20 protein-coding genes are annotated in these 26,934 nt (G+C 67.4%); 12 read left to right on the forward strand and 8 right to left on the reverse strand.

Going from position 1 to position 26,934, the window contains the following annotated elements; genetic code table 11:
• Positions 1-102: 102 nt before the first annotated feature.
• The 3 genes from AC1IQ6_RS24515 to pmbA form a co-directional block, all read right to left on the reverse strand.
• Positions 103-1,257, reverse strand: a complete 1,155-nt coding sequence (locus AC1IQ6_RS24515; protein ID WP_102775793.1) for an ABC transporter substrate-binding protein — start codon at positions 1,255-1,257, stop codon at positions 103-105.
• Positions 1,258-1,513: 256 nt separating this feature from the next.
• Positions 1,514-2,611, reverse strand: a complete 1,098-nt coding sequence (locus AC1IQ6_RS24520; RefSeq protein WP_485865419.1) for a TRAP transporter substrate-binding protein — start codon at positions 2,609-2,611, stop codon at positions 1,514-1,516.
• A gap of 138 nt (positions 2,612-2,749) precedes the next feature.
• A complete protein-coding gene (gene pmbA, locus AC1IQ6_RS24525; protein WP_111826731.1) occupies positions 2,750-4,114 on the reverse strand; it encodes a metalloprotease PmbA in 1,365 nt (454 codons plus the stop codon).
• 58 nt (positions 4,115-4,172) lie between these two features.
• Here pmbA and yjgA point away from each other — a divergent pair, with 58 nt between their 5' ends.
• From yjgA to AC1IQ6_RS24555, 6 genes are all read left to right on the forward strand, one after another.
• A complete protein-coding gene (gene yjgA, locus AC1IQ6_RS24530; protein WP_102775790.1) occupies positions 4,173-4,724 on the forward strand; it encodes a ribosome biogenesis factor YjgA in 552 nt (183 codons plus the stop codon).
• Between the two features lie 17 nt (positions 4,725-4,741).
• Positions 4,742-5,419, forward strand: a complete 678-nt coding sequence (locus tag AC1IQ6_RS24535; RefSeq protein ID WP_102775789.1) for an alpha/beta hydrolase — start codon at positions 4,742-4,744, stop codon at positions 5,417-5,419.
• Positions 5,420-5,779: 360 nt separating this feature from the next.
• The gene (locus tag AC1IQ6_RS24540; RefSeq protein WP_111826733.1) at positions 5,780-6,784 is read left to right on the forward strand and encodes an ABC transporter substrate-binding protein; all 1,005 of its coding nucleotides are present in this window, start codon (positions 5,780-5,782) and stop codon (positions 6,782-6,784) included.
• Positions 6,784-7,596, forward strand: coding sequence for an ABC transporter ATP-binding protein (locus AC1IQ6_RS24545; protein WP_102775882.1), 813 nt, complete (start codon positions 6,784-6,786; stop codon positions 7,594-7,596). Before AC1IQ6_RS24540 ends, AC1IQ6_RS24545 begins: the two co-directional genes overlap by 1 nt.
• Before the next feature lie 3 nt (positions 7,597-7,599).
• Positions 7,600-8,436 (forward strand): ABC transporter permease, encoded by an 837-nt coding sequence (locus AC1IQ6_RS24550; RefSeq protein ID WP_102775787.1) that lies wholly within the window; start codon positions 7,600-7,602, stop codon positions 8,434-8,436.
• A gap of 9 nt (positions 8,437-8,445) precedes the next feature.
• On the forward strand, positions 8,446-9,117 hold the full coding sequence (locus AC1IQ6_RS24555) for a cysteine hydrolase family protein (protein ID WP_102775786.1): 672 nt from the start codon (positions 8,446-8,448) through the stop codon (positions 9,115-9,117).
• Here AC1IQ6_RS24555 and AC1IQ6_RS24560 read toward each other — a convergent pair.
• Positions 9,104-11,545 carry a bifunctional acetate--CoA ligase family protein/GNAT family N-acetyltransferase gene (locus AC1IQ6_RS24560; RefSeq protein ID WP_479730547.1) on the reverse strand — a complete coding sequence of 814 codons (2,442 nt, stop codon included), beginning with the start codon at positions 11,543-11,545 and terminating at the stop codon, positions 9,104-9,106. The two genes, AC1IQ6_RS24555 and AC1IQ6_RS24560, sit on opposite strands and share 14 nt — an antisense overlap.
• A 132-nt stretch (positions 11,546-11,677) precedes the next feature.
• On the opposite strand from AC1IQ6_RS24560, the gene gltX reads away from it, so the two are divergent.
• A complete protein-coding gene (gene gltX, locus AC1IQ6_RS24565; protein ID WP_111826736.1) occupies positions 11,678-13,084 on the forward strand; it encodes a glutamate--tRNA ligase in 1,407 nt (468 codons plus the stop codon).
• Between the two features lie 162 nt (positions 13,085-13,246).
• Here gltX and AC1IQ6_RS24570 read toward each other — a convergent pair whose 3' ends face one another.
• The 3 genes from AC1IQ6_RS24570 to AC1IQ6_RS24580 all read right to left on the reverse strand — a co-directional run bounded on the left by AC1IQ6_RS24570 (position 13,247) and on the right by AC1IQ6_RS24580 (position 16,145).
• Positions 13,247-14,443 carry an MFS transporter gene (locus AC1IQ6_RS24570; protein ID WP_102775784.1) on the reverse strand — a complete coding sequence of 399 codons (1,197 nt, stop codon included), beginning with the start codon at positions 14,441-14,443 and terminating at the stop codon, positions 13,247-13,249.
• Between the two features lie 106 nt (positions 14,444-14,549).
• Positions 14,550-15,056: a hypothetical protein gene (locus tag AC1IQ6_RS24575; RefSeq protein ID WP_102775783.1), complete on the reverse strand. Its 507-nt coding sequence runs from the start codon at positions 15,054-15,056 to the stop codon at positions 14,550-14,552.
• A gap of 189 nt (positions 15,057-15,245) precedes the next feature.
• Positions 15,246-16,145: a LysR family transcriptional regulator gene (locus AC1IQ6_RS24580; protein ID WP_102775782.1), complete on the reverse strand. Its 900-nt coding sequence runs from the start codon at positions 16,143-16,145 to the stop codon at positions 15,246-15,248.
• A 94-nt stretch (positions 16,146-16,239) separates the two neighbouring features.
• On the opposite strand from AC1IQ6_RS24580, the gene AC1IQ6_RS24585 reads away from it, so the two are divergent.
• Together AC1IQ6_RS24585 and AC1IQ6_RS24590 are read left to right on the forward strand one after the other, a co-directional pair.
• The gene (locus AC1IQ6_RS24585) at positions 16,240-17,088 is read left to right on the forward strand and encodes an alpha/beta hydrolase (RefSeq protein ID WP_111826737.1); all 849 of its coding nucleotides are present in this window, start codon (positions 16,240-16,242) and stop codon (positions 17,086-17,088) included.
• Between the two features lie 64 nt (positions 17,089-17,152).
• Positions 17,153-18,118 (forward strand): Bug family tripartite tricarboxylate transporter substrate binding protein, encoded by a 966-nt coding sequence (locus AC1IQ6_RS24590; RefSeq protein WP_111826738.1) that lies wholly within the window; start codon positions 17,153-17,155, stop codon positions 18,116-18,118.
• Positions 18,119-18,165: 47 nt separating this feature from the next.
• On the opposite strand, the gene AC1IQ6_RS24595 is transcribed toward AC1IQ6_RS24590, so the two are convergent.
• The gene (locus AC1IQ6_RS24595; RefSeq protein ID WP_008159001.1) at positions 18,166-18,615 is read right to left on the reverse strand and encodes an Lrp/AsnC family transcriptional regulator; all 450 of its coding nucleotides are present in this window, start codon (positions 18,613-18,615) and stop codon (positions 18,166-18,168) included.
• A gap of 127 nt (positions 18,616-18,742) precedes the next feature.
• On the opposite strand from AC1IQ6_RS24595, the gene AC1IQ6_RS24600 reads away from it, so the two are divergent.
• The 3 genes from AC1IQ6_RS24600 (at position 18,743) to AC1IQ6_RS24610 (ending at position 26,699) form a co-directional block, all read left to right on the forward strand.
• Positions 18,743-22,249, forward strand: a complete 3,507-nt coding sequence (locus tag AC1IQ6_RS24600; RefSeq protein WP_485865420.1) for an indolepyruvate ferredoxin oxidoreductase family protein — start codon at positions 18,743-18,745, stop codon at positions 22,247-22,249.
• A gap of 302 nt (positions 22,250-22,551) precedes the next feature.
• A complete protein-coding gene (locus AC1IQ6_RS24605) occupies positions 22,552-25,479 on the forward strand; it encodes a ribonucleoside-diphosphate reductase subunit alpha (RefSeq protein WP_102775779.1) in 2,928 nt (975 codons plus the stop codon).
• A 20-nt stretch (positions 25,480-25,499) separates the two neighbouring features.
• The gene (locus tag AC1IQ6_RS24610; protein WP_102775778.1) at positions 25,500-26,699 is read left to right on the forward strand and encodes a ribonucleotide-diphosphate reductase subunit beta; all 1,200 of its coding nucleotides are present in this window, start codon (positions 25,500-25,502) and stop codon (positions 26,697-26,699) included.
• The last annotated feature ends 235 nt before the right edge of the window (positions 26,700-26,934 follow it).

The following is a 26,934-nucleotide window of genomic DNA, read 5'->3' on the forward strand; positions in this document are numbered from 1 at the left end:
AGGGGGTCTTCGTCCTGAACGGGCCCTTGCGATCAAAAAACGCCTTGTGGACGGCCGCGGCCGTCCACAAGGCACATCCCCCGCGCGGGGATGCGTGTCAGCTTACTTCTCGATGACGTACTTGCCGTCCTTGGTCACGCTGACGATGGGAGCCTGGTCGGCGTCGTAGCCGGCGGGCTTGCCGGCCCGGTCCTTGGCCTGGCGGAACTTGAACGGGCCGGTGGCGCCGGTCCAGGTCACCGACGGCAGGGCGTCGCGCACGGCGGCGCGGTCCTTGGCCAGTTCGCCGCTGATCTTGACGTTCTTCAGGGCCTGGGCGGCGATGTACATGGCGTCGTACGACTGGGCCGCGAACTGGTCGGGCGCGCCGTTGAACTTGGCCTTGTAGGCGTCGATGAACTTGACGTTCTCGGGGGCCTTGTTCTCGATCGACCACGGGCTGCCGATCCACAGATTGTTCGACGCGCCGCCGGGGGCCAGGTCGAAGATCTTGACCGAGTTCATGCCGTTGCCGCCGATGACCGGCACGTTCAGGCCGAGCTGGCGGGCCTGGACCATGATCGGGGCGCCTTCGGCCAGCAGCGCGGACAGCACGATGGCGTCAGGGTTGGTGCCCTTGATCTTGGTCAGCTGGGCCTTGAAGTCCACGTCGCCCTTGGCGAAGGTTTCGGTGGTGGTGACCGGGATCTTCTGGTCTTCCAGGGCCTTCTTGAAGTTGTCGTAGCCGCTCTTGGTGAAGACGTCGTCGTTGCCGTAGAGGACGGCGACGTTCTTCAGGCCGGTCTTGGCCTTGACGGTGGAGATGGTGGCCGGCAGCACGTCGGCTTCGGTGACCGAGTTGCGGAACACGTAGTTGCCGATGGAGGTGATGCCGTCGGCGGTGTTGGAGGTGCCGAAGACCACGGTCTTGGCGGCCTGGGCGATCGGGTCGGCGGCCTGGGCCGAGTTCGACAGGGTGGGACCGAAGACCATCAGGACGTTGTCCTTGAAGATCAGCTTCTTGAAGACGTTGATCGCTTCTTCTTTCTTGCCCTGCTCGTCTTCGATCACGAGCACGATCTTGTTGCCGTTGATCCCGCCCGCGGCGTTGATTTCATCGGCGGCGAGCTGGAAGCCGTTGCGGATCGACACGCCGTACTGGGCGGCGCCGCCGGACAGGGCTTCGGCCACGCCGATCTTGATGTCGGCAGCATAGGCGGCCGGAACGACACCGGCGGCGATCAGCGCGGCCAGCAGCTTCTTGGTCTTGGATTGCATGGTTGGTACCACCTTAAAGTCTGTCTCGGAATATTGGTAATCCGGGCTGATGTAATCCTGCCGGATTGACGTCGGATGCCGCCTAAAGGCGCCATGTTTGCGCGTCAAGACCCGGGATATTACTCCTTTGTATCAGGCCGAAACTCGAATGCCATTCAACAAAAGCCTACAAACCGCCCATTTTTTTGTAAAAAATGCGAGGTTACTAGCAAAAACCCTAACGCTTGCCGAACGCCATTCAGCGTCGGCGGGCGCCCTATATTCTGCCCGATAGCGCCACGCCCAGGTACTGGCCGTAGGCACTTTCGGTCAGGCGGAACCACGGCATCTCGCTGTCGCGAAAGCCCATGTAACTATCGTGCATCGCCTGGAACCTGGGGTCTTTGGCGCCTAAATCCTTGTAGACCTGCTGCGTGGTCTCGAACGCCACGTCCATGATGGAGCGCGGAAATGCGCGGATTTGCGCGCCGTTGGCGGCCAGCTGCGCCAGCGCGGCGGGGTTGCGCGCGTCGTAGCGGGCGGTGGCGGCGGCGTGCGCGGCCCGCGCGGCGGCTTCGAGCAGCGCCTGGTAATGCTTGGGCAGCGCGTTCCAGGCCTCTTCGTTGACGTACAGCGAGAGCTGCTCGCCGCCGGCCCACCAGCCGGGTGCGTAGTAATACTTGGCAACTTTATTCAGGCCCAGCTTTTCGTCGTCGTAGGCGCCGGCGCCCGCCACGGCCTGCAGTCCGTTCTTTTCGAAGGCCTCGGCCAGCCCGCCCGGCGCCGGCTGCTGCGGCGCCACGCCCATGCGCTCGAGCACCATGCCGGCCAGGCCGCCGACCTGCATTTTCAGGTCCTTGAGGTCGCCGGGACGCTTGATTTCCTTGGCGAACCAGCCGCCCATCTGGGCGCCGGTGTTGCCCAGCGGGAAGTTGATGATCTTCTCGGGCTTGAACAGCTCGCGGGTCAGGCGCAGGCCCTCGCCTTCGCTCATCCAGGCGTTCATCTGGCGCGCGTTCAACCCGAAGGGCACGGCGGCGTCGAAGCAGAATACGGGGTTCTTGGCGTAATAGGCGCGCGACGAGACGTGGCCGCATTCCACCTTTTTGGTGGACACGGCGTCCATCACGTCCGGCGCGGCCACGACCTCGCCTTCGAGAAAGTGGCGGATATTGAATTTGCCGGCGGTGGCCTCGGAGACGTACTTGCAGAAGCGTTCGCCGGTGTCGATGCGCAGGTCCAGGGCCTTGGGAAACCCCGACGCCAGGCGCCAGCTGACGGACGGCATGTCCTGGGCGAACGCGGGCGCGCTGATGGCGGCACCGCTTGCGACCGCGCCCAAGCCGGCGCGCTTCAAGAACGAACGTCGTTGCATCTCTTTGCTCCTTTACAGCGACACCTGGGACATCGAGCGATACCCGCCGGATATTACACGCCGAGATGGGGACAGAAAGGAAGGCCTGTTCCGGTAAGGGATTGCAAAGAACAGGCGGCAAAGCAGTTGCGGCGGCGCTCAGATCCCGGCGATGGCCATTTCCTCGATCAGGATCGAGCCGGTGGTCTTGGTGCCGCGCGAAATGGCGTCCGCGCCCACAGCGACGATCTGCTTGAACATGTCGGCCAGGTTGCCCGCGATGGTGACTTCCTGCACCGCGTGCTGGATCTGGCCGTTTTCCACCCAGTAACCGAAGGCGCCGCGCGAGTAGTCGCCGGTCACGTAGTTGACGCCCTGGCCGATGAGTTCGGTCACCAGGAAGCCCGTGCCCATCTTCTTGAGCATGGCCTCGAAGTCGTCGCCGCGCCGGGTGCGCGTGGAGCTGAACACCAGGTTGTGCGAACCGCCGGCGTTGCCGGTGGTGGCCATGCCCAGCTTGCGGGCGGTGTAGGACGACAGGAAGTAGCCTTCCAACACGCCGGCCGACACCACGTTGCGCCGGCGCGTGCGCACGCCTTCGTCGTCGAAGGGCGAGCTGCCCATGGCGCCGCGGACGTGCGGGTCTTCGGTCAGGTTGATGTGCTCGGGAAAGATGGGCTTGCCCAGCGCATCCACCAGGAAGCTGGCCTTGCGGTACAGCGCGCCGCCATTGGCGGCCTGGGTCAGCGCGCCGACCAGGCCCAGCGCCAGCGGCGCCTCGAACAGGACGGGAAACTTTCCGGTGCGGATGCGGCGGGCCGACAGGCGCGACAGCGTGCGCTCGGCGGCGTAGCGGCCGACGGCCTCGGGCGAGGCCAGCTTGGCCGGGTCGCGCTCGGACGAATACCAGTAGTCGCGCTGCATGCCGTTGCCGCGGCCGGCGATGGGCGCCACCGACAGGCTGTGGCGCGAGTACGGATAGCCGCCCAGGAAGCCGCGGGTGTTGCCCATGACGAACTGGCCTTCGTAGGTGCCCACGGTGGCGCCGTCGGTGTTGGTGATGCGGGCGTCGACCTCGCGGGCCGCGCGCTCGGCGCGCAGCGCCAGTTCGGCCGCCTCTTCGGTCGACACGCTCCAGGCGTGGTGCAGGTCCAGGTCGGGGAATTCGGTGGCAAGCTGGTCGGCGTCGGGCAGGCCGGCGGCCGGGTCGGCGGCGGTATGGCGGGCGATGTGCCACGCGGCTTCCACCGTCTGGCGCAGCGCCGCTTCGGAAAAGTCGGAAGTCGAGGCCGAACCGCGGCTCTGGCCGGCGTAGACCGTGAGGTCCAGCGAACGGTCGCGGGTCTGCTCCACGGTTTCGATGTCGTTCTTGCGCACGGAAACCGACAGGCCCAGGCTTTCCGAGACTTCCGCCGCGGCGTCCGACGCGCCGATCTGGCGCGCGTAGGCGAGGGTTTGTTCGACGAGTTCGGAAAAACGCGCGTGATTCGCCGCCAGCGGCAAGGATGAGGAAGTTTTAACCATTGCTGTCCAATTTGCAGAGACGGTTATCATAGCCAAGTCTGTCATTGCGCAGTTTTCCATGAATTCCCACCCCGCAGAAGAATCCGCCGCCGACGGCTACGACGAGAACGGCTACGACCGCCCCAGCAAATCCCAGATCAAGCGCGAAATGCACGCCTTGCTGGACCTGGGCAAGCAGCTGATCGAACTGTCGCCCGAGCGCCTCAAGCAATTGCCCCTCGAAGAACGCCTCTACGAGGCGATCCGCATGGCCCAGCGCACCACCGGCCGCGAAGGCAAGCGCCGCCAGGTGCACTTCGTGGGCAAGCTGATGCGCGACGCGCCGGCCGACGAAATCCGCGCCCAGCTCGACATCTGGGAAAACGGCTCGCGCGAGGAAACCGCCGCCATGCACCGGCTGGAAACCCTGCGCGACCGCCTGCTCGACGACGACGACGCCCTGACCCGCCTGCTGAACAACAATCCGCAGGCCGACGCGCAACAGCTGCGCGCCCTGATCCGCGCCGCGCGCAAGGAGCGGCTGGCCAACGCCTCGCTGCTGCAGGGCCAGGAACCGCAGAAAAAGCACTACCGCGCACTGTTCCAGGCGCTCAAGACCCTTACCCCCTGATCCCCCCGCCGCCGTCCATGAACGCTCCGACCGACCTGCTCGATTGCATCGAGATCGAAACCGCCCCCAACCCCACGCATGCCGTGATCTGGCTGCACGGCCTGGGCGCCGACGGCAACGACTTCGCGCCCATCGTGCCGGAACTGGACCTGCCGGCCGGCGCCGCCGTGCGCTTCGTGTTCCCCAACGCGCCGGTGCAGCGCGTGACCATCAACAACGGCATGGCGATGCGGTCGTGGTACGACATCCTGGTCATGGACCTGGTGCGCGTCGAGGACGGCCGCGGCATCCGCGCCTCCGAAGCCGCGATCCGCAAGCTGATCGCGCGCGAGAACGCCCGCGGCATCCCGACCTCCAAGATCGTGCTGGCCGGCTTCTCGCAAGGCTGCGCCATGACCCTGCACACCGGCCTGCGCCTGCCCGAGAAGCTGGCGGGCATGATGGGCCTGTCGGGCTACCTGCCCCTCATCGACACGGCCGAGGCCGAGCGCGACGGCGCCAACCGGGACACCCCGATTTTCCTGGCCCACGGCCAGTACGACCCGGTCGTGCCGCTGGCCCGCGCCCAGGCTTCGCTGGCCGAACTGCAGCGCCTGGGCTACGACGTGCGCTGGCACACCTACCCCATGCCGCACTCGGTCTGCGCCGAGGAAGTGCGGGATATTTCGGGGTTCTTGAAGGAAGTGCTGGCGTAGGATGGGTGCAGCGCGAGTGTTCTTGGGCAAGAACCCAAATATCGAGCGCGCGTAACCCATCAGGCGGCCCCGGCCGCCGCCTTTCGTGGCCAGCGGCAAACGCCGGCGCCCTCCCATTCTGTATACCAACTGCAATTCAACCCTGAATTTTTCAGGGCTTCTCCCCGCTCGTCCATAGAGAGAAACCACAACACCAAAAGGGCTTGTCGCCTGTTTGTATTGAATATAGTATTCGATCCAAGCCGTATCGGCCCGAGCTTGCAGGTGTTCGGGCTTTCCTGTTGTTGCAGTCGATCCATTCCCTTGGCCGTGTGTTGCGCCGGGTAGCGGCGTGGCATTCAAGACGCAGGAGAAAGTCCCGTGAAATCCTTGCCATCGCCCCGACTGGCGGGCGCGGCGCTGTTCGCGCTGCTCGCCCCCCTGGCCGCCCAGGCCGAAGCCCTCAATCCCCCCGTGAAGGTGCGCTACGAAGAGGTGGTGCGTTCCATCCTCTACGTGCCCAAGTACGTGGCCCTGTCGCAGGGCTACTTCAAGGACGCCGGCCTGGAGGTCTCCATGAAGACCTCGCAGGGCACGGACAAGGGCATGACCGCCCTGCTCTCGGGCAGCGCCGACATCGTGCTGATCGGTCCGGAAGCCTCCATCTACGTGCAGAACAGCGAATCGCCGGTCAAGCCGCGGATCTTCGCCGGGCTGACCGCCACCGACGGCTTCTTCCTGCTGTCGCGCAAGCCGGTGGAGAAGTTCGACTGGTCCATGCTCAAGGGCAAGGAGATCATCGGTTTCCGGCCCGGCTCGAATCCGCTGGTGTTCCTGGAGACGGCGCTGCGCAAGCATGGCGTGGACCCGCAGAAGGACGTCAAGCTGCTGAACAACATCGGCATTCCGGCGCGCGCCGGGGCCTGGATGGCGGGCCAGGGCGAGTACGGCATTTTCCTGGAGCCGGAGGCCGGGGAACTGGTGCGCAATGGCAAGGGTTATATCGTGGCCTCGGTCGGCCATGAAGTGGGCCAGGTGGACTACACCGTGTTCACCGCCACCGACAAATACATCCGCGACAACCCCAAGGTGATACAGGCCTGGACCGACGTGGTAGCGCGCGCCGAGAAATACGTCCAGGACACGCCGGCCGCCGCCCTGACGCCGCAGATCATGAGCTTTTTCCCCGGCATGGACCAGGCCGCGGTGACCGAGGCGATCGAGCGCTACAAGAAGTACCAGATCTGGAAGCGCACGCCGCTGGTGACGGCCGAGGCCATGAACCAGCTTCAGGACATGCTGGTCGCCAGCGCGGTCATGAAGGACGGCGCGCGCGTCAAGTACGAGGACGTGGTGGTGACCGACTTTGCAAGGAAGGCGCAATGATGGGAGCCGTCGTCCACAACCTGAAACCCGGCGCGGCCACCGCGAAGATCGAGCTGCGCGATGTCTGTCTGTCGTACTTCACGCAGGAAGGCGAAACCGAGGCGCTGTCGAACGTGTCGTTCACGCTGGCCGCTGGCGAGTTCGTCAGCCTGATCGGGCAGAGCGGCTGCGGCAAGAGCACCCTGCTGTCGCTGATCGCCGGGCTGATCCCGCCCACCTCCGGCTCGGTGGCGATAGACGGCCAGGCCGTGACCAAGCCCAATCCGCGCATCGGCTACATGCTGCAGCAGGACTATCTGTTCGAGTGGCGCACCATCCTCGACAACGTCATGCTCGGCGCCGAGATCCAAGGCCGGCGCGACGCGCGCAGCGAAGCGCGCGCCGTGCACCTGCTGGAGAAATGCGGGCTGGGCGCGTTCCTGTCGCACACGCCGCGCCAGCTGTCGGGCGGCATGCGCCAGCGCGCCGCGCTGGCCCGCACGCTGGTCACCGAGCCCGACGTGATCCTGCTGGACGAGCCCTTCTCCGCGCTGGATTCGCAGACCCGGCTGGCGATCTCCGACGAAGTGGTGGACATCCTGCGCCGCGAAGGCAAGACGGTGGTGCTGGTCACCCACGACATCGGCGAGGCCATCGCGATGACCGACCGCGTCATCGTGCTGTCGCGCCGGCCCGGGCGGCTCAAGAGCCAGTACCGCATCCATTACGAAGGCCAGACGCGGCCGACGCCGTTCCAGGCGCGCTCGCGTCCGGAATTCAACGCCTACTTCAAACAGCTCTGGGACGAGCTGGACGTCCACGTGGAGGGTTGACCCATGAACGCCCCCGTCGCCAATACCGTGCCGCTGCGCGCCGTGCGCGCGCCCAGCGAGAAATACCTGGACTACCTGCGGCGCGACCGCGCGCGCCGCCGCCACATCCGCGTGGCGCAGGTCCTGCTGCTGGCGCTGTTCCTGTGCGCCTGGGAGATCCTGCCGCGCATGCACGTGCTCAACCCCATGCTGACCAGCTATCCCAGCGCGCTGTGGCCCACCTTCATCGAACTGTGGAACAACGGCAACCTGGGCAAGCACATCCTGACCACGCTGTCGGCCACGCTGGTGGGCTTCGGCCTGAGCATGCTGATCGGCATCGCGGTGGCGGCGGCGCTGTGGTGGTCGGACTTCCTGTACAAGGTGCTCGACCCGTTCCTGGTGGTGGCCAACGCCATGCCCAAGATCGCGTTCGTGCCGATCTTCTACCTGTGGCTGGGCTCGGACTACGCGGTGTACGGCATGGCCGTGGCGATCGCGGTGTTCGTGACCATCATGGTGGTCTACGCGGGCTTTCGCGGCATCGACCTGAACAAGGTCAAGCTCGCCCACACCTTCGGCGCCAGCCGCTGGCAGGTGCTGACCAAGGTGGTGCTGCCCGGCAGCGTGCCCACGCTGATCGCGGCCGTGAAGATGAACATCGGCCTGGCGCTGGTGGGCGTGATCGTGGGCGAATTCCAGTCGGCCGATTCGGGGCTGGGCTTTCTCATCATGAACGGCAGCCAGATCTTCAAGCTGAATATCGTCATGACCGCGATCGCCGTGCTGGCCGTGATCTCCAGCCTGATGTACCTGGCCGTCTACCGCATCGAAGCCGCCATCGCGCGGCGCTACGGATAAGGAGCCGACATGGAATTCCCGCAGTGGGTGCGCGACCGCGTGGTGGCCCGCCAGGGCTGCCTGCATCCCTACGACGAGCTGCCGGCCTCGCGCCTGGCCGTGGTGGTGATCGACATGCAGCAGTACTTCACGCTGCCCGGCTACCAGGGCGAATGCGCGCCCGCGCGCGAAATCATCGGCCCCATCAACCGCCTGTGCGAAGCGGTCCGCGCCGCCGGCGGCACCATCGTCTGGGTGCAGACCGCGTCCGACAACGCCGATTCGTTCTGGTCGCACCACCACGGCGTGATGCTGACGCCCGAACGCAGCGCCAGGCGCCTGCAGACGCTGCGCCGCGACTCGCCCGGCTTCGCGCTGCACCCGGACCTGCGCGCCCACGACTCGGACCTGCGGGTGGTCAAGCGCTTCTACAGCGCCATGGCGCCGGGATCTTCCGAGCTGGAACCGCTGCTGCGCGGGCGCGGCGTGGACACCCTGCTGATCGCCGGCACCGTCACCAACGTATGCTGCGAATCCACCGGGCGCGACGCGATGATGCGCGACTTCCGCAGCATCATGATCGACGACGCGCTGGCGGCGGTGACGCCGGCCGAGCACGAGCACGCGCTGCATGGCTGGATCATGTTCTTCGGCGACGTGCTGTCGGTGGACGAGGCAACCGACAGGCTCAGGCCAGGTTGAGCCAGACCCGGCGCATGGTCGGGTCCTCGGGGTCCGCGTCGTTGGTGAAGCCCAGGCTGGTCATCAGCGCCAGCATGGGCCGGTTGCTGGAAAGCACCAGGCCGTCGATGTATTCCAGGCCCTGTTCGCGGGCGGCGTCGATCAGGGCCGTCATGAGCTGACGGCCCAGGCCGCGGCGCTGCCAGTCGTCGCCGATCACCAGCGCGTACTCGGCGCCGCGCCCGTCGGGGTTGCGCAGGTAGTGCGCAAAGCCCACCAGCACCTCCCGCGGATGGCCGCGGTTGGCCGGGTTGGGCACTTGCGTGGCGGCCACCAGCGCCAGTTCGCGGTGGTAATCGACCTGGGTATAGCGCGACAGCATGCGCGGCGTCAGCTCGCGCATCATGGACACGAAACGCATGTATCGCGAACGCTCGGACAGGCCGCGGATGAACTCCTGCAGCGGCTCGGCGTCCTCGGGCCGGATCGGCCGCAGCACCCAGGGGATGCCGTCGTCGAAGCGGCGCACCTGCACCAGCCGCGCCGGATACGGGTGGATCGCCATATGCGGATAGCCCTCGGCCTGGGGCGAACCGCAACCGGGCTTTTCGGTCAGCGTCATGCGCAGGCCGCCGGCGCGCAGATGGGTTTCGCCGGCGTACAGCGGATCGATGTCCAGGGTTTCGATGTCGGGCAGTTCCGAGACCATTTCGGATACCAGCACCAGCGCCTGCTGCAGCGCCTCGGCCGCCATATGGCCGATGCGCGGCGCCAGCACCCGGCGCCAGAGCCGGCTGCGCTCGATCAGCTGGCGCGCCAGGAAGCCGTTGAGCGGCGGCAGGTCCACGCCGCGGTCCGACTGCGACAGCGCCGCGTCCGGCCCGCCCGCGCCGAAACGGATGACCGGACCGAACTGCGGATCGCGCCGCACGCGGATCGCCATCGGACGCGATTCGGGCTCGGCCGCCATGATGTCCATGGGCATGTCGCGCAGCGGCACGTAGAACAGCGCCAGCAGCGTGCGGATCTCGGAGCTGGTGAGTTCGCGCCGGCCGTCGGCGCGCACCCGCGCCAGCACCTCGCGCGCGGTGATCAGGTCGGGCACGTGGCTGGCCGGCTCCGGCGGCTGCGTCTGCAGCAGCAGCTGCTGGTTGTAGTGGTGAGTCGCCAGCACGCCGAAGGCGTCCGCGGCCGACTCCGGCGTGCGGAACGCCGGGGTGCCGGCGTCGTCCAGCATGCGCCGCAGCGGCCGCATGCCGGCGTCGCCCATGAAGCACGTCACCACCGGTTTCTTGGCCTTGGGCGCGATCTGCGCCAGTTCGCGCGCCACCGCCTGCATGTCGGCCAGCGCGTCGGGCGCCAGCAGCACCAGCACGCCGTCCACGCCGCTGTCGTCCAGCACCGCGTCCAGCATGGCGCGGATGCGCTCCGGCGTCAGCGGGGTGAAGGTGATGACGGGGTTTCTGGTGGCCGCGTCCGGCTCCAGCATGGCGGCCAGCGCGCGCTGGGTCGCGGGCGCGAACTCGGCGCGCAGCACCGCGGCCTCGGGGCCGATCAGGTCCATGGCCAGCTGGGGCGGGCCGCTGCCGTTGGAGATCAGCGCCACGCGCCGGCCCTTGGGACGGCGCGTGTAGCCCAGCACCTTGACCGCCGAGAACAGCTGCACGAAGTAGCGCACCCGCACCGCGCCCGCGCGGCGCAGGGCGGCGTCGAAAATGGCGTCGCCGCCGTCGGCGTCGGAACGGCCCGCCTTGAGCACGATCACCGGCTTGATCGAGGCGGCCGCGCGCAGCGTGCTCATGAATTCGCGGGCCGGGCCCACGTCTTCCAGATAGAGCACGATGCTGTCGGTGCGCGGGTCGCTGGCCAGATAGTCCAGCACCTTGGGCAGGCCGACCACGGCCTCGTCGCCCAGCGACACGACGGTGGAAAAACCGATGTGCACGTCCTCGGCCCAGTCCATGACCGCGGCCATGATGGAGCGCGACTGCGCCGCGAGCGCCACGCGGCCGGCGCGCGCCAGCACCGGATGCTGGCTGAGATTGAAGCCGGCGTGGGGACGCTGCGCGCCGAAGGAGCGCGGGCCCAGCAGCTCGCAGCGGTTTTCCTCGGCCCAGGCGCGGCACAGCGCCAGCGTGCCGCGCGGATAGGGATCGGGCAGCTCGTGCGGCAGCAGGATCACCGAGCGCGGCGCCAGCGGCGACAGGCGCCGCAGCGTCTCCGGCAGCACGGCCGGCGATACGCAAACCAGGGCCAGATCGGGCCGCTCGCCCGCCGCCAGGCCCTGCAGGGCCGCCGGCAGCTCGGGCGCGGCGCCCGGTTCGCACGCCACCACCGTGGTCCTGGCCTTGAGCGCGGCCGACAGCGAAGCGGCCGCCGGCAGGGGCCGGTCGGCAACGATCACCAGCGAACTGGGCTCGAACATCGGGGCGAGAGCGTGTCGCAGCATAGGGTTCGCGGGCCGGGGCCCAGGGCCTAATCTAAAATACCGTTCATCGTAACAAGACCAGCCCGCCTTGCGCTTGACCCGGGCCAAGCCTGACGCCGTATTGTGGCGCCGCAGCCGCTATCATTGCCATCTATGACTTCCAACGCCTCTTCCCCCATTCGCACCCGTTTCGCGCCCTCGCCCACGGGTTTCCTGCACCTGGGCGGCGCCCGCACGGCGCTGTTCTCCTGGGCCTTCGCGCGCCATCACAAGGGCACCTTCGTGCTGCGCATCGAAGACACGGACGTCGAGCGCTCCACGCCGGAGGCGGTGCAGGCCATCCTGGACAGCATGGAGTGGCTGGGCATGCAGCCCGACGAAGGCCCGTTCTACCAGATGCAGCGCATGGACCGCTACCGCGAAGTGGTCGCGCAGATGCTGGCCGCCGGCACCGCCTACCACTGCTACAGCACGCCCGAGGAAGTGGAAGCCATGCGCGAGGCCGCCCGCGCGCGCGGCGACAAGCCGCGCTACGACGGCACCTGGCGTCCGGAACCCGGCAAGACGCTGCCCGCCATCCCCGAGGGCCGCAAGCCGGTCGTGCGCTTCAAGAACCCGCAGCAAGGCGCCACCTCCTGGAACGACATGGTCAAGGGCACCATCAGCTTCGACAATGCCGAGCTGGACGACCTGATCATCGCGCGCCCGGACGGCACGCCCACCTATAACTTCTGCGTGGTGGTCGACGACTGGGACATGGGCATCACCCACGTGCTGCGCGGCGACGACCACGTCAACAACACCCCGCGCCAGATCAACATCCTGCGCGCGCTGGGGGCCACGCTGCCCGAATACGGCCACGTGCCCATGATCCTGGGCCCGGACGGCGAAAAGCTGTCCAAGCGCCACGGCGCGGTCAACGTGATGGAGTACGACAACGAGGGTTACCTGCCCGAGGCGATGGTCAACTACCTGGCGCGCCTGGGCTGGAGCCACGGCGACGACGAACTGTTCAGCCGCGAGCAGCTGGTGTCGTGGTTCGACGCCAAACACCTGTCCAAGTCGGCCTCGCAGTGGGACCCGAAGAAGCTGAACTGGGTCAACGCCCACTACATCAAGCAGATGGACAACGCCGAACTGGCCGAGCGCGTCGCCCCGCGCGTGGCGAACCGCGGCGGCCATCCGGAGAAGATCGACCTGCCGGGCGTCATGGGCCTGCTCAAGGACCGCGCCGAAACCCTGGAACAGCTGGCCGACGGCGCGATGCTGTTCTGCGCCGAATTCAAGGGCGCGCCGGCCGAACTCGCCGAACAGCACCTGACCGCCGCCGCGCGCGAAGCGCTGGCCGACTTCGCCGCCCGCGCCCAGGACATCGACTGGACCCGCGAGGCCCTGTCGGCGCTGATCAAGGCCGTGCTGGCCGACCGCGGCATGAAGATGCCGCAACTCGCCATCCCGCTGCGCGTGGCCGTCACCGGCCAGACGCAGACGCCGGCCGTGGACGCGGTGCTTGCGCTGCTGGGCAAGCAGGCGGTGTTGAAGCGGCTGGCGGGGATCTGATCGGTTTTTGATTTCGCCGCCTGATGGGTTTCGCGCGGTCGGCGTTGGATTATTTGCGCTGATGGTGCCGCGCTGCACCCATCCTACGATGGCAAGACCGTAGGATGGGTGCAGCGCGAGCGCCTCAACGCAAGAACTCCAATATCGAACGCGCGAAACCCATCAGGCCGCCACGGCCGTCCGCCCCCGCAGCGCCCGCGCGAACCCCATCCCCAGAATCGGCAGCAACAGCGCCGAACCGCCGAACAGGGCGGCCGCGCCCACGCGGTCGAGCAAGGCGCCGGCCAGCGCCACGCCGGCCGCCTGCCCCATGAACAGGCAGGACGCGAACCAGGCCACCGCCGTGCCGCGGGCCGACGGCACCATCTGGGTGGCGTTGGTCTGCAAGGTGGCGTGCAGCAGGTAATAGCCGAAGCCGGCCAGCGCGCTGGCCAGCAGGCTCCAGGCCCAGACCGGACCCAGCAGATAGGACAGGAACGCCACGCCCAGGACCAGGCCGCCGGCGATGGCCAGGCCGCGTTCGCCCAGGCGCTTGAGTAGCGGGCCGGCCACCACCGTGTAGGCCAGGCCGCCCACGGCGTAGACCGCCACCAGCGCGCCGGCGGCGGTCAGCGAAATGCCGAAACGTTCATGCAGATAGGCCGGCGCGAAGGCCAGCACGCCGAAGACCAGCAGGCCTTCGATGAAGACGGTGGCCAGCACCACGCGCGCCCACGGCGTGCCCAGCACCAGCCGCGCCTGCGCCACGAAGCTCAGCCGCGCCGCGCCCGGATCGACGCGGCCCAGGCCGGCGGCGCGCTGGCGGCGCACTTCCGCCAGCAGCAGCAGGCCCACTATCAGATAGCCGCAGACCAGCGCCGCGAAGGCCCAGCGCCAGCCCACCGTATCGGCGAAGAGCCCGCTGACCAGCTGGCCGGCCGACATGCCCAGGATGGTGCCGGTCAGAAAGCGCGCCAGGGTCGCCTGGCGGCGCTCGTAAGGCACGTTGTCGCCGATCCAGGCCATGGACAGCGGCACGATGCCGGCCCCGGCCGCGCCGGACAGCACGCGGAAGAACACCAGCACGTCCAGCGAGCGCGCCATCACGGCGCCTGCGCTGCCCAGCGCGCAGGCCAGGGTCGCCACGCTGACGACCCGGTACTTGCCGTAGCGGTCGCCCAGCGGGCCGAAGAACATCTGCAGCACGCCGTAGGCCACCGCGAACGCGGTCACGGCGCGCGCGGCCTGGCCGGTGGTGGTGTCGAATTCCGCCGCCAGCTGCGGCAGCATGGGATCGCAGATACGGAACGCGCTGGCGCTGACGAAGGCGGCCAGCGCAAGCAGCGCGATGGCGCGTGTTTCGGAAGATGGGGCGGACATGGATCGGCGGCGCTGCGGCAAAAGGCGAAGATCGCACCTTACCGCAGCCGGGCCGGCTTGGCGAAGACGCCGGGCGCCGTGTCCGCCTGGCGTGCCTTGCGATGCCTCAGTACGGCAGGCGGTAGCCCGCCGGCATGCGGCGCGCGGTCACGACCTGGCCGCCGGCCTTGATTTCGCGCAGCGTCAGCTTCGCCTGCTCGACGCGCTCGATGCGATAGCGGTTCAGGTAGATCGGGTCCTTGGTGTCCACGTCCTCGCCGTTGGACCGCGTGGTCTGCATGGTGTAGACGCCGTCGGCCACGCTCCAGCAGCCCGTCTCGCGCAGGGCCGGACGCGTCTTGCGGCCGATCTTCAACTGGGTTTCGTACGACATGGTGCCGTCGGCCGACAGCACCGTCAGCGCCCGGAATTCGCCGCTGACGTCGCGCGGGCGCGAATTCGACAGCCAGGTTCCGATCATGGGATCGCCGCTTTTTGCGGGGGTGCAAACCACCGGTTTCGAGGCCTGCGCCGGCTGGGCCTCGGCGATGGCGGCGGGCTTCCTGGCGGCGCAGCCCGCCAGGATCAGGACGGCGCAAGCGACGCCGGCCGAACGCAAATACACACTGCTCATGACTTCCTCAACACGTCTGTCGACGCGCCGCGCCGATCACACCGGCGCCACCCTCGCGCAGCAAACACTCCGCACTCTAAAGAGCCGTCAGGCAAGAATCAACGCCGATCCGCGCCTAGTGCAATTGCGCAACAGTGCGGCCGGCGGCAAGCCGGTTTTAGCGCCGGAATCCGCAAAAATGCGTTGGTTTCAAACGACACCGCGGCCGCTGCGGCGCGCTTTCGCGCGCAGCATTTCCTCCATGCGCGCGGCCGCCGGAGACAGGCTGCGCCCGGCCAGCCGGGTAATGCCCAATTCGCGTTCGATGCGCGGACGCGCCAGCGGCACGAACGCCAGTTCGGGCGAATCCGGCGGCACGCCCAGCCGGGCCAGCACCGTCACGCCCACGCCGCGCTCCAGCATGGCCAGCAGCGACATCATGTTGGACACGAACACCTGCCGGTCCAGCATGAAGGCCGCCTGCGGATAGCCGGCAAGCTGGCGATGCGCGATGGTGCCTACCAGCGGCAGGTCGGCGATCTCGCGCCAGGTCACCGACTTGCGCCCGGCCAGCGGGTGGCCGCGGTGGCACACCAGCCCGAAGGCGTCGCGCAGCAAGGGCTCGAACGCCAGCCGGCGGTCGCGCGACACCGGGCTGCACACGCCCAGTTCGGCCTCGCCGGCCAGCACCATGCGCTCGACCCCTTCGGAGTTGTCATCGAACAGGCGCAGCGCCACCGCTGGATAGCGCTCGCGGTAGGCGGCCACCAGCTCGGGCAGCCAGTGCGTGGCCACGGTGGCGACCGAGGCCATGGCCAGCGTGCCCGCGCCGCTGGTGGCCAGCCCGGCGAGCGCGCCAGCCACGCGGTCGTGGTGTTCCACCAGTTCGCGCGCCAGCGGCAGGCAGTCCTGGCCGAAGCGCGTCAGCGTGCCGCGGTTGCCGTGCTCGAACAGCGGCTGGCCCAGGCGCTGCTCCATTTCGCGGATGGACAGCGACAGCGCCGGCTGCGAGCGGAACGCGCGGGCGGCCGCGGCGCGGAAGCTGCCCAGTTCGGCCACCAGCAGGAAATGCCGGTAGTGCGTGATCGACAGGTCGGGCAGCGAGGGCATGGTTCAGCGGCGGGGATGCAATTTGGAAATCTTATCAAAGCATAGGAAAAATAAAGTTTTCTCATCACCAGCCGGCACTTAACATGGCCGCAAGATGAATACCGCAGCCCTCTCCCCCTTACTCTCGGACACCGGCGCAGACCCGCTGGACTTCAGCCTCATCGACCGGCTGCCGGCGCACGAGGCCGGCCGCGGCCGGCTGGTGATCGGCGCGCGGCCCGGCGACGCCCGGCCCGGCCTGCTGTTCGTGCCGGGCGCCTATCACGGCGCCTGGTGCTACGCGCACTACCTGGCCTATTTCGCCGCCGCCGGCCTGGGCTGCGCCGCGCTGGACCTGCGCGGCCACGGCGCGCTGGCGCAGGACGCGGCGTTCGCGTCCGCCACCATCGCCGACCTGGGCCAGGACGTGGCCGACGCGCTCGATGCGCTGGCCGGGTCCTGGGTGGTGGTGGGCCACAGCATGGGCGCGCTGCCGGCGCTGCTGGCCGCGCGCCGGCGCGCGGTGGCCGGCGTGGTGCTGCTGGCGCCCTCGCCGCCCGGCGACCTGCCCGGCGCGCTGGCCCTGCCGCCGGTGCCGCCGGCCGCGCCGCGCCCGGCGCCGCAGGCCGCCGAGATCCGCGCCCGCTTCCTGGCGACGGCGCCGGACCGCGACGTCGACGCCGTGATCCGGCGCCTGTGCGCTGAAAGCCCCGAAGTGCTCAATGACCGCTATCTGCTGCGCGTGGCGATCGGCGACGCTCCCTTCGGCGCGCCCGGCCTGTGCCTGGAAGCCGGGCTGGACACCCACGACCGGCATCCGCCCGGCCAGGACCTCGCCATCGCGCGGCGCTATGGCTTTTCGCACGCGGTGCTTGCCGGCCAGCCGCACTGCATGATGTACGCGGACGACTGGCAGACCAGCGCCCGCGCCATCCTGCAATGGCACCGCGCGCAATTCGGCTGATTCCTTCGGCCCATGACGACAACGGCAGCGCCCACACGCGCAAGCTCATAAACAGGAGACCCCCATGTCCATTTCCCGACTCCTACGCCCGGCGCTGATCGGCGCCGGCCTGCTGCTGGCCTCGGCGGCGCAGGCCGCCGGCTGGCCCGAGAAGACCGTCACCCTCATCGTGCCGTCGGCCGCCGGCGGCGCGGCCGACCTCACCGCGCGCACCTTCGCCCAGTTCCTGGGCGAGCGCACCGGCCAGACCGTGGTCGTCGAGGATCGTCCCGGCGCCGGCGGCATCGTCGGCACCAATGCCGCGCGCAACGCCGCGCCCGACGGCTACACCTTCCTGCTGTCGACCAATTCCACCCACGCCGCCAACCAGTACCTGTACAAGAACCTGCCCTACGACGCGCAAAAGGATTTCAGCCAGGTCGGCCTGCTGGGCACTTTCGGCACCGTGGGCGTGGTGGCGCCGGGCGCGCCGTACCGCAGCGTGCCCGAGCTGGTGGACTACGCCAGGAAGCATCCGGGCGAAGTGTTCTTCGGTTACTACAGTTCGTCGTCGCAGGTGCCGTCCGAACTGTTCAAGCAGCGCGCCGGCATCGAGATCACCGGCGCGGCCTACAAGAACATCACGCAGATCATCACCGACCTGCGCGGCAAGCAGATCGGCTTCGCCTTCGTCGACTACCTGACCGCGATGGGCCAGATCGACGGCAAGGGCCTGATCCCCATCGCCGTCACCGGCGCGCAGGCGCAGCCGGCCTGGCCCGAGGTGCCGACCATGGCTTCCTACTATCCGGATTTCGTGGTGGCCGGCTGGCTCGGCCTGTCCGCCCCCAAGGGCACGCCGCCGGACATCGTGGAACGGATGAACGCCCACCTGCAGGCCGCCGTGCGGGACCCGGCCACTTCGGACAAGCTGCGCGCGCTCGGCCTGACGCCGGAATCGATGGACGTGGCGCGCTTCGACGCCTTCGTGAAGGAAGACGCCCAGCGCTGGAAGGAATGGATCCGCATCTCCGGCATCCAGCCGCAATAAAGCCGCCGCCCTCTATATCTATCTATATAGAGTAGAGGGCGGCGCCGCTACAGCGGCAGGCGCTGCTCGTGCTTGATCTCGCGCAGCGCCACGATGGTGCGCGTCTGGCGGATGCCGGGCATGTTGAACAGGAAGCGGTGCAGGAAGCGGTCGTAGGCCTCGGGGCTTTCCACCAGGATCTTCAGCAGGAAATCCGAATCCCCCGTGACCGCATAGCATTCCAGGATCTCGGGCGCGTCGCGCACCGAGCGCTCGAAGTTCTCGACCGTATTGGCGGAATGCCGCTCCAGGCTGATCTGCGCGAACATGCAGCCCAGCCCGACCTTGCTGCGGTCCACCTGGGCGCTGTAGCCCTGGATCACCCCGCTGGCCTCCATCGCCTTGACCCGCCGCCACACCGGCGCGGCCGACAGGCCGACCTTTTCCGACAATTGCTGCGCCGAGGCCCGGCCATCCTCCTGCAAGGCCTTGAGTATGCCGATATCGGTCTTGTCCATGCGTTGTCTCCTGGTTTTATATAAACGAAATGTTTATTTCGAATTATAGGGATAGCACGATCCGATAACGCAATGAATCGGCTCCCGGGCGAACCTATCATAGTGCCGAAAACCAGGAGTATTCACTATGGACGGTACCCCCGCCGCCGAACCCGAGCTGGACCTCGACTACCAGTTGGCCGACAACCTCACCCGCAGCGCCGGCCGCATCTTCCTGACCGGCACGCAGGCGCTGGTGCGCATCATGCTCACCCAGCGCCGGCTCGACCGCGAGCGCGGCCTGAACACGGCCGGTTTCGTCTCGGGCTACCGCGGCTCGCCGCTGGGCGGCGTGGACATGGCGATGTGGAAAGCCAAGAAAGCGCTGGACGACAACCAGATCAGCTTCCTGCCCGGCATCAACGAAGACATGGCGGCCACCGCCGTCATGGGCACGCAGCAGGCCGGGATGCGCGCCGACCGCAAGGTCGATGGCGTGTTCGCGATGTGGTACGGCAAGGGCCCGGGGGTGGACCGCGCCGGCGACGCGCTGCACCACGGCAACGCCGCGGGCGCCTCGCGCAACGGCGGCGTGCTGGTGGTGGTGGGCGACGACCACACCGCCGTCTCGTCCTCGATCCCGCACGCCAGCGAGGCCTCGCTGATCGGCTGGCAGATGCCCATCGTGCATCCCGCCTCGATCGACGAATACGAAACCTTCGCGCTGTGGGGCTGGGCCCTGTCGCGCCATTCGGGGACCTGGGTCGCGTTCAAGGCGGTGTCCGAGACCATCGAGAGCGGCCACTCCTTCACGCCGGCGCAGCCGGTCTCGTACGATATGCCGGCCGACCCGGACCTGCCGCCCGAATCGCTGGAATATTCGGCGCGCGATTTCCTGTCGCTGGCCGTCGAAACGCGCATGAACCTGCGCATGCGGGCGGTGGCCGCGTTCGCGCGCCGCCACAGCATCGACCGCCTGGTCTGCGCGGCGCCCAAGGCCGCCGTCGGCATCGTCACGGTGGGCAAGGCGCACCTGGACACCATGGAGGCGCTGTCGCGCCTGGGCGTGGACACCGTCACCGCCAACGCGCCGGTGCGCATCTACAAGCCCGGCCTGACCTGGCCGCTGGACGCGGAGCGCCTGCTGGCGTTCGCGCGCGGCCTCTCGCACATCCTGGTGGTCGAGGAAAAAGGCGCGGTGGTCGAAAGCCAGATCAAGGACCTGCTGTTCAATCTGCCGGACCGCCCCACGGTCATCGGCAAGAAGGGCTTCGACGGCGAACCCATGGTGCCCTCGGCCGGCCAGCTGCGCCCCTCGCTGCTGGCGCGCCCGCTGGCCGGCTGGCTCAGCCGCGCGGCCGGCCTGCCGCTGGCCGCGGACCTGGCCGCCTTCGAATGCCAGGCGCCGCTGTCCAACGACGCCGACGGCATGCGCCGCCGCCCCTATTTCTGTTCGGGCTGTCCGCACAGCACCTCGACCAAGGTGCCCGAAGGCAGCCAGGCGCTGTCCGGCGTGGGCTGCCACTACATGGCCGCCTGGATGGACCGCGACACCGGCGGCCTGACCCAGATGGGCGGCGAAGGCGTGGACTGGATCGGCCTGTCGCGCTACACCGAGATGCCGCACATCTTCCAGAACATGGGAGAAGGCACCTATTACCACTCGGGCTATCTGGCGATCCGCCAGGCCGTGGCCGCGCGCGCCAACATCACCTACAAGATCCTCTTCAACGACGCGGTGGCGATGACCGGCGGCCAGCCCGTCGACGGCCCGATCTCGGTGCCGCAGATCTGCCAGCAGCTGCGCGGCGAGAACGTGGCCCGCATCGTCGTCACCAGCGACGAGCCGGAAAAGTACCAGGGCGTGGACGTGGGGCCCGGCATCAAGGTGCACCACCGCCGCGAACTCGACGCGCTGCAGCGCGAACTGCGCGAGATCCCCGGCGTGACCGTGCTGATCCACGACCAGACCTGCGCCGCCGAAAAGCGCCGCCGCCGCAAGAAGAACCAGTTCCCCGATCCGGCGCGCCGCCTGCTGATCAACAGCGCGGTCTGCGAAGGCTGCGGCGACTGCGGCGTGCAGTCGAACTGCCTGTCGGTGGTGCCGCTGGAGACGCCCTACGGCCGCAAGCGCGCCATCGACCAGTCCAGCTGCAACAAGGATTACTCGTGCGTGGAGGGCTTCTGCCCCAGCTTCGTCTCGGTCATGGGCGGCAAGCCCAGAAAGAGCGCCGCGCCCAAGGCCGACCAGGACCGCCTGCAACAGCTGATCGCGCAACTGCCGCTGCCGGCCGTGCCGGCGCTGGAGCAGCCCTACCGCCTGCTGGTGGCCGGCATGGGCGGCACCGGCGTCATCACCATCGGCGCCATCGTGTCGATGGCGGCGCACCTGGAAGGCCTGTCGGCCGCCGTGCTGGACCTGACCGGGCTGGCGCAGAAAGGCGGCACGGTGGTCAGCCATATCCGGCTGGCCCCGGCGGGCGCGCCCGCCGGCCCGGTGCGCCTGGACTGGCAGCAGGCCGATGCCGCGATCCTGTGCGACCCGGTGGCCTCGGTGGCGCCGGATTCGCTGGGCGCGCTGCGCCGCGGCCACACCAAGGTCACCGTCAACACCTATGTGGCGCCGGTGTCCGAGTTCACGCGCAATCCGGACGTCGCCATGCGGCCCGAGGCGCTGCTGGCCAAGATCCGCCACGCGGCCGGCGAGGCCTGCACCGCCGAGATCGACGCGCACGCCGCCGCGCTGGCGCTGTTCGGCGACAGCATCCTGTCCAATATGTTCATGCTGGGCTATGCCTGGCAGCGCGGCGGCGTGCCGCTGTCGCAGGCCGCCATCTACCGCGCCATCGAACTGAACGGCGTGGCCGTGGCCGCCAACCGCGCCGCGTTCGACAACGGCCGCCTGGCCGCGCACCAGCCCGACGCGCTGGAAGGCGCGCTGCGCCCGCGCGCCCAGGTGGTGCAGCTGCACATGCCCGAGACCTTCGAGCGCGCCGTGGCGCGGCGCATCGAGGACCTGACCGCCTACCAGAACGCCGCCTACGCGCGCGAGTTCCAGGCGACGGTGGAGGCGGTGGCCGCGCGCGAGCGCGAACTGGCGCCCGACGCCCGCAGCCCGCGCCTGGCGCTGGCGGTGGCGCGCGGCCTGTTCAAGCTCATGGCCTACAAGGACGAGTACGAAGTCGCGCGGCTCTACACCGCCCCGGCCTTCCAGGCGCAGCTCGACAGCCAGTTCGAGGGCGACTACAGCCTGCGCTTTCACATGGCGCCGCCGATCTTCGCCCGCAAGGACCCGCGCACCGGCGTGCCGCGCAAGGTCACGCTGGGCCCGCGCACCATGACCGCGCTCAAGGCGCTGGCGCGCCTGAAGGGCTTGCGCGGCACCTGGTTCGATCCGTTCGGCCGCACTGCCGAACGCAGGATGGAACGGGCGCTGATCGGCGAGTACCGCCAGACCGTGCAGCAGCTGCTTGCGGGCCTGAACCGGGACAATATCGGCCAAGCGGCTACAATCGCCGCCCTTGCGGAAACCATACGCGGGTACGGCCACGTGAAGGCGGCAAGCGTCGAAAAGTATCGGACCGAGTTAAGCCGGTTGATGCAAAGCTATACGGCGCCTGCCCCGCACGACATGCCCCTGCGCAAGACCGCATAAACGCTTGCTTTCAGCCGCAGCTTCCTGGGCGCGCCTTGCTGGGCGCGCCCAGTGCATTTGGTAACAACTTTTGTGAACCCCGTCTTATCTTCTTCTTGTCGCTGTCGCACTCGATCACTAGAATTAGTGTCCATCGAGGGATGCTACACTACATATTGTGGTCGCTTATGCGCTGATTCCCTTCAGCCACGCCATTTGGACTAGGCGTCCAAGCGTCGCGATTCCCCTCAAAAAGACCCGATTTCGTACCGGACATGACCCCGTCATGTCGTCATCTACGCGCTTTTCGCACAGGAGCTTCCATGCAGACTACGATCGCCTCTGTGACCCGGCCCACGGCCGTGCCGCCCTCGCAAACCGACTCCCCCGCCGCCGACAACGGGCAATGGGCCAGCTATAACCTGATCCGCCGCAATGGCTCGGTGGTCGGGTTCGAACCCAACAAGATCGCCATCGCCATGACCAAGGCCTTCCTGGCGGTCAACGGCGGCCAGGGCGCCGCGTCCGCGCGCGTGCGCGAACTGGTGGAATCGCTGACCTCGCAGGTCGTCAACGCGCTGGTGCGCAACCGCCCCGGCGGCGGCACCTTCCACATCGAAGACGTGCAAGACCAGGTCGAACTGGCGCTGATGCGCTCGGGCCAGCATGACGTCGCCCGCTCCTACGTGCTGTACCGCGAAAAGCGCACCCAGGAACGCGCCGCTGCCGCCGCCGCCGAAGGCCAGGAAAAGGCCGCCGCCGCGCCGCAGGAACACGCGCTGAACGTGACCGACGCCGGCGTGCGCCGTCCGCTGAACCTGGCCGAACTGCGCGCCACCATCGTCGCCGCCGGCGAAGGCCTGGCCGAATTCATCGACACCGAAGCGATCCTGAAGGAAACGGTCAAGAACCTGTATGACGGCATCCCCGTCGACGAAGTGTTCAAGTCCGCCATCCTGTCGGCGCGCGCGCTGGTCGAAAAAGACCCGGCCTACAGCCAGGTCACCGCGCGCCTGCTGCTGCACACGATCCGCAAGGAAGTGCTGGGCGAAGAAGTCTCGCAGGACGGCATGAGCACCCGCTACGCCGAATACTTCCCCACCTTCATCGCCCGCGGCATCGAAGGCGGCCTGCTGTCGCCCGAACTGGCCAGCTTCGACCTGGCCAAGCTGGGTCAGGCCCTGAACGCCAAGCGCGACCTGCAGTTCAGCTACCTGGGCCTGCAGACGCTGTACGACCGCTACTTCCTGCACATCCGCGGCACCCGCATCGAACTGCCGCAGGTGTTCTTCATGCGCGTGGCCATGGGCCTGGCGCTGCGCGAGACCGACCGCGAAGCGCGCGCCATCGAGTTCTACGAGATCCTGTCCTCGTTCGACTTCATGAGCTCGACGCCGACGCTGTTCAACTCGGGCACCCTGCACTCGCAACTGTCGTCGTGCTACCTGACCACCGTCTCCGACGACCTGGAAGGCATCTACGACGCCATCAAGGAAAACGCGCTGCTGGCCAAGTACGCCGGCGGCCTGGGCAACGACTGGACCCCGGTGCGCGCGCTGCGCAGCCACATCAAGGGCACCAACGGCGAAAGCCAGGGCGTGGTGCCGTTCCTGAAGGTCGTCAACGACACCGCGGTCGCGGTGAACCAGGGCGGCAAGCGCAAGGGCGCCGTCTGCACCTACCTGGAAACGTGGCACCTGGACATCGAGGAATTCCTCGAACTGCGCAAGAACACCGGCGACGAACGCCGCCGCACCCACGACATGAACACGGCGAACTGGATTCCCGACCTGTTCATGAAGCGCGTCATGGAAAACGGCGAATGGACCCTGTTCTCGCCGTCGGACTGCCCTGACCTGCACGACAAGGTCGGCCAGGAATTCGAGCGCGCCTACCTGGGCTACGAAGCCCGCGTCGCCAGCGGCGAACTGAAGCTCTTCAAGAAGATGCCGGCCGTCTCGCTGTGGCGCAAGATGCTGTCGATGCTGTTCGAAACCGGCCACCCGTGGATCACCTTCAAGGATCCGTGCAACATCCGTTCGCCGCAGCAGCACGTGGGCGTGGTCCACAGCTCGAACCTGTGCACCGAGATCACGCTGAACACCAACGAATCCGAAATCGCGGTGTGCAACCTGGGTTCGGTGAACCTGGTCGCGCACATGAAGCCGGCCGCCGGCGGCGGTTTCGAACTCGACCACGAGAAGATCAAGCGCACGGTGCGCATCGCCATGCGCATGCTCGACAACGTGATCGACATCAACTATTACGCCGTCGACAAGGCCCGCAACTCGAACGCGCGCCATCGTCCGGTGGGCATGGGCATCATGGGCTTCCAGGACTGCCTGCAGATGATGCGCGTGCCTTACGCTTCGCAGGCCGCCGTCGAATTCGCCGACACCTCGATGGAAGCCGTGTGCTATCACGCGTACTGGGCTTCGAGCCTGCTGGCCGAAGAACGCGGCCGCTATCAATCGTATGAAGGCTCGCTGTGGTCGCGCGGCATCCTGCCGCAAGACACGTTGAAGATGCTGCGCGATGAGCGCGGCGGTCACGTCGACGTCGATGAGTCGAGCACGCTCGATTGGGATGCGTTGCGCGCGCGCATCAAAGAACACGGCATGCGCAACTCCAATTGCATCGCAATCGCCCCAACCGCGACTATTTCCAATATCATTGGTGTATCTGCGTGCATCGAACCCACTTTCCAGAACTTGTACGTCAAATCGAATCTCTCCGGCGAGTTCACGGTCGTTAACGATTACCTCGTGCGTGACCTGAAGAAACTCGGTCTCTGGGACGAAGTCATGGTCGCCGACCTCAAGTACTTCGACGGCAGCCTGTCCCGCATCGATCGCGTACCTTCCGAACTCCGCGAACTCTACGCCACCGCGTTCGAAGTCGAACCGAGCTGGCTGGTGGAATGCGCTTCGCGTCGCCAGAAGTGGATCGATCAGGCCCAGTCGCTGAACATCTACATGGCCGGCGCTTCGGGCAAGAAGCTGGACGACACCTACAAGCTGGCCTGGAAGCGTGGCCTGAAGACGACCTACTACCTGCGCACCCTGGGCGCCACCAGCGCCGAGAAGTCCACGGGTCGCGGCGGCGAACTGAACGCCGTCAGCGCGGGAGTCCAATCCACGGCGCCTGCCGTGGCTGCCGCAACTGTTTTGCCGGAACCCGAAGTTCTCGGGGCGGTTTGCACCATGCGGCCGGGCGACCCCGGCTTCGAAGAGTGCGAAGCCTGCCAATAACCGCCTCCGGAGAATGAATCATGATTAATTGGGAAGACGACAACATCGCCACGCAACCTGCGCAATCGCCCGCCCCCGCGGCGGGCGGCCAGGCCGAGCCCGCCGTGCGGGCCGCGACCGGCGTGTTCGGCGACGCCGCCCTGCCCACGCCTGCCGCGCCTGAACACGCGGCCGGCCTGGCGGTCAGCGGCTCCGCCACCTCGCAACGCGTGAAGGTTGCCGACAAGCGCGTCATCAACGGCCAGACGGACGTCAACCAGCTCGTGCCCTTCAAGTACAAGTGGGCATGGGAGAAGTACCTGGCCACTTGCGCCAACCACTGGATGCCGCAAGAGATCAACATGTCGCGCGACATCGCCCTCTGGAAGAACCCGAACGGGCTCACCGAGGACGAGCGCCGCATCGTCAAGCGCAACCTGGGCTTCTTCGTCACGGCCGACTCGCTGGCCGCGAACAACATCGTGCTGGGCACCTACCGCCACATCACGGCGCCCGAGTGCCGCCAGTTCCTGCTGCGCCAGGCGTTCGAGGAAGCGATCCACACGCACGCCTATCAATACATCGTCGAAAGCCTGGACCTGGACGAGGCGGAGATCTTCAACGCCTACAACGAAGTCCCGTCCATCCGCGCCAAGGACGAATTCCTGATCCCGTTCATCGACGCGATCGCGGACCCCAACTTCAAGACGGGCACTCCCGAAGCCGACCAGACGCTGCTGAAGTCGCTGATCGTCTTCGCCTGCCTGATGGAAGGCCTGTTCTTCTACGTTGGCTTCACGCAGATCCTGGCGCTGGGCCGCCAGAACAAGATGACCGGCGCGGCCGAGCAGTACATGTACATCCTTCGCGATGAATCCATGCACTGCAACTTCGGCATCGACCTCATCAACACCATCAAGCTGGAAAATCCGCATCTGTGGACGCCGGAATTCCGCGAAGAAATCCGAGAACTCTTCCGCAAAGCGGTCGAACTCGAATACGCTTACGCCGAAGACACGATGCCGCGCGGCGTGCTGGGCCTGAATGCACCCATGTTCAAGTCCTACCTGCGCTTCATCGCCAACCGCCGTTGCCAGCAAATCGGTATCGAGCCGCTGTTCCCGCAGGAAGAGAATCCCTTCCCGTGGATGGCGGAAATGATCGACCTTAAAAAGGAACGCAACTTTTTTGAAACTCGCGTGATCGAATACCAAACCGGTGGCACGCTGAGCTGGGAGTAAGGCAGTACGCCATCGGGCCCGGCGCGGGCACGCCCCTGAACCAGGGGCGTCGCGTTCGCGACAGGCTCGATGATGCGCTCTCTGGTCAGGGTGTTCCGGAATCGTTTTCGAACACGTAGAACAAGCGGTCGGGGCCCGTGATCGGGCTGCCGGCCGGCGCCATTTGAAATGGCTCGCGCCAAAGGAGCGGGGGCCATATCAAATGGCTGTGCCGAATTCATTAGCGCAAACCGTA

The sequence above is a fragment of the Achromobacter sp. MUI-25009338 genome (genome assembly GCF_057359325.1).